General features: G+C 40.8%; 2 protein-coding genes. Both read left to right on the plus strand.

Annotated elements, in window-relative coordinates; translation table 11 throughout:
* Positions 1–122: 122 nt before the first annotated feature.
* Positions 123–1,202, plus strand: a complete 1,080-nt coding sequence (locus ABDZ53_RS09955; protein ID WP_343756101.1) for an NAD/NADP octopine/nopaline dehydrogenase family protein — start codon at positions 123–125, stop codon at positions 1,200–1,202.
* Positions 1,202–3,118 carry a hypothetical protein gene (locus tag ABDZ53_RS09960; RefSeq protein WP_343756103.1) on the plus strand — a complete coding sequence of 639 codons (1,917 nt, stop codon included), beginning with the start codon at positions 1,202–1,204 and terminating at the stop codon, positions 3,116–3,118. The genes ABDZ53_RS09955 and ABDZ53_RS09960 overlap by 1 nt, the downstream gene beginning before the upstream one ends.
* Positions 3,119–3,206: the final 88 nt, after the last annotated feature.

Below are 3,206 nucleotides of genomic sequence, written 5' to 3' on the forward strand. Positions count from 1 at the left end.
AAAAAGGGGAGGGAGAGGTGTCTTTTTGTATTATTTGTTGTAATAACAACGTTTAAAGTAGATAAACAGAGTAAAAACAGTAAAAAATTTGTAAATACGTTTTTTTAGTAGGAGGTTTAGTCATGAATATTACGATCATTGGAGCCGGAAACACAGGATTAGCCATGGCTGCTCATTCTGTGGAACAAGGACACCGTGTGACTCTTTGGAATAGATTGGAAGAGACTATTTTCCCTTTAATCGATTCTCCTATCATCCATACAGAAGGCGCCGTTGAAGGAACATTCGAGCTCGAGAAGGTAACGACAGATTGGGAAGCAGCCCTTGAAGATCCAGACTTGATTATTATTACGACTCCTTCCTATGCACACAAATCTCTAGCTGAACAAATTGCCAAACACATAAAAAAAGAAACAACCATTATGTTATGTCCAGGAAGAGCATTTGGCGCACTTGAGTTCCAGGTTTATTACAATCGACACAACCAGACACACGAACAGATGATTATCGAAACTCAGACAGCTATCTATACGTGTCGAAAACTTAGTCCAACCCATGTAGATATCATTACTATTAAATACGATGTCCTCTTTTCTGCTTTGGATAGTAAGAATAACGAGCGGGTATATGAGCAATTGCCGACCCATCTCCAGGAGCACCTTGTCCCTGCCGAATCAGTTATTGAAACATCTATCGGCAGTGTGGGTATGATTGTCCACTGTGCCCCTTTACTGCTCAATACAGGTTGGACTGAAAACAGTCAGTTCTCTTACAAGTACTATAGAGAAGGGATAACCCCGTCTATTGCCAAGTTTCTTGAAAAACTGGATCAGGAACGTATAGAAGTATCAAAGAAATTAGGCTATGAAGTTGAGAGTGTGAAAGACTGGTTGAAGAGAGTCTATAGAGTAGAAGGGGACTCCCTTTATGAGAGTATTCAACACACAGAAGCCTATAAGACTATCGAAGCCCCCAGTACATTAAATCACCGGTATATTACAGAAGATGTGCCGAATGGGTTAGTGCCTATTGAATCTGCGGGCATTTATTTTGGTGTGGACGTGTCTCACACCCGTCTTATTATTGACCTGGCTTCCGCCTTATTAGAAACAGATTTTAGAGAGTCAGGTAGAAATCTTTCCAGCTTTTTGAAAGAAAGTATTGGTACGTTTGAAAAATCAACCTATAGGAGTGAAGTTTAGTGAGTCAGATTAAAAAAGAGCGATTTGCCTTTATTAAACCTTATTCAGATGTCCACACTTTAGGCGTGAACTCGATTGCTGAGTTATTAAAGGATTGTGGCTATGAGGTCATAGTAGGAGACGAACACATAGAAAATACTGTCAATGACATTCGTTTTGAAAGTAACCAAAAAGAACTAGTTAAATGGATAAATGCCCATCGCATTACTCATATAGGCATTTCATACCGCTTGGACGAAGATATTGCGGTCTCGATTGTGGGCCATTTAATAAAAACATTGAGAGACAATCAATTATTGGCTTATCAGGGTGGGCCGATTGGAACCATTTTATATGGTGGCCTTCCAAAAGCCTGCGATTTAATTGAGAAAGAACACCGCGGTCTCGTTAAAACCTTCAAAGGCGGCGAATCCATTTCAGAGACTTTATCGAAATTAGAAGTTCCTAAAGAGCGCATCCCGCATTATTTAGTAGAAGGGAGCGCCTACGATGACTTCCGTATGGCTTTTGGAGAAGACGTCATTAATAAAAGCAACTATGACCAGTTCAAACCCTTGGACCGATCGGATTATCCCGAATACGGAACAAGAGAAGACACGGTCGTTAAACGACTCCAAAATACCCCTGAAGGCCAAGAGTTTTCACCTCTTATGCGTGCGCATGTCGGTCCATTCTTATCAAACGAGAGTAGGGAAGAGTCCGTTAAAGCCTTTGCGAACTGGACAAAGTATTTAGCAGAAACGGGCTGTTTAGATATTATCTCCATTGGTACCAGCCAGTTGACTCAATCGAGTTTTGGTGAAAACTGGGAAGACCGTGTTAATGGCGGAGGAGTTCCCATTAATTCACCTGAGGAATACCGCATGATTTACGACGTATCCAGGCCATTATTGCTGAGAACTTACGCCGGGACTAAGAACATTCCTGAATTAGCGGCTATTCATGAAGACACAATTAATATCAGCTGGCATGCTCTGTCTTTATGGTGGTTCAATAAATTAGACGAACGCGGGCCTTACTCTTTATACGAGAGTTTAAAGCAGCATTTTGAAACCATAAAGTACATTGCAACTACAGGCAAACCCTTTGAAGCGAACGTCGCTCACCATTTTGCCTTTAGAGGGGGAGACGATGTGACTTATGTTGTCTCAGCTTATTTGGCAGCTAAATTAGCCAAAAAGTTGGGAATCAAAACGCATATCCTACAAAATATGCTCAATACACCTAGAGCAACGTGGGGAATTGCGGACTTAGCGAAATCACGCGCATTACTCACTTTAGTCAATGAATTAGAAGATGATAATTATGAAGTGATCCTCCAGCCGAGAGCCGGCTTGGATTACTTTAAGTCAGATTTAGATGAAGCTAAAATTCAACTGGCTGCTGTAAGTGCCTTGATGGATGACATTGATCCGCATAATGAAATGAGTCCGCCTATCGTTCATGTGGTCAGCTACTCAGAGGCCTCTCATCTGGCGACACCGGACATCATCAATGAAAGTGTTCAAATCACCCAGCAGGCCATAAAAGAATACAGAAAATTGAGAAAAAATGGCGACATTGAAGATATGAGTCAAAACCCAGAAGTCAAAGCGCGAACAGAAGAAGTGCTTCAATCCGCTCGAACGATTATCAAAGGCATTGAAACCCATATCGATAATCCTTATACACCAGAGGGTTTCTATAAAATATTTGCCGCAGGTTTTCTTCCTGTTCCTTATTTATGGAGTAATGATGAGGAGTACAGATTTGCGAAGCATTTCAAAACACGACCGATAAAAGGGTCCACTAAAGTGGTTGACGAAGAAGGAAACCCCGTTAAAGCCCAAGAAGTCGTGGATTTTGCTAGAAGTAACTTAAAAGAAGTCGACTATGTATTAAAATCGAAGTATCTAAACAAAATAGAATTACCATAAAAGAAAAGACAGCCATTATCGAGACTGCTGAAAAACCCCTATTCTACCTATGATTTCAATAGATAGAATAGGGGGTTTTTAGTATAAT

This window comes from Alkalibacterium iburiense, assembly GCF_039521845.1.
Classification (GTDB): domain Bacteria; phylum Bacillota; class Bacilli; order Lactobacillales; family Carnobacteriaceae_A; genus Alkalibacterium; species Alkalibacterium iburiense.